The sequence below is a fragment of the Neisseria sp. P0009.S008 genome, from assembly GCF_051958615.1.
Lineage (GTDB): Bacteria > Pseudomonadota > Gammaproteobacteria > Burkholderiales > Neisseriaceae > Neisseria > Neisseria subflava.
Map to the genome: position 1 here is coordinate 1 of NZ_JBQCVG010000084.1, position 251 is coordinate 251.

Below are 251 nucleotides of genomic sequence, written 5' to 3' on the forward strand. Positions count from 1 at the left end.
ATCTAATCCTGTTTGCTCCCCACGCTTTCGCGCCTCAGCGTCAGTATCGGACCAGTTGGCCGCCTTCGCCACTGGTGTTCTTGCGAATATCTACGAATTTCACCTCTACACTCGCAGTTCCACTCACCTCTCCCGAACTCAAGCTTTCCAGTATCAAAGGCAGTTCTGGAGTTGAGCTCCAGGATTTCACCTCTGACTTAGAAAGCCGCCTACGTGCGCTTTACGCCCAGTGATTCCGAGCAACGCTAGCC

The 251-nt window shown here is 53.4% G+C and carries 1 rRNA gene; it reads right to left on the bottom strand.

Going from position 1 to position 251, the window contains the following annotated elements:
- Nucleotides 1–251, bottom strand: a 16S ribosomal RNA gene (locus tag ACTHSQ_RS11370); the annotation flags it as partial.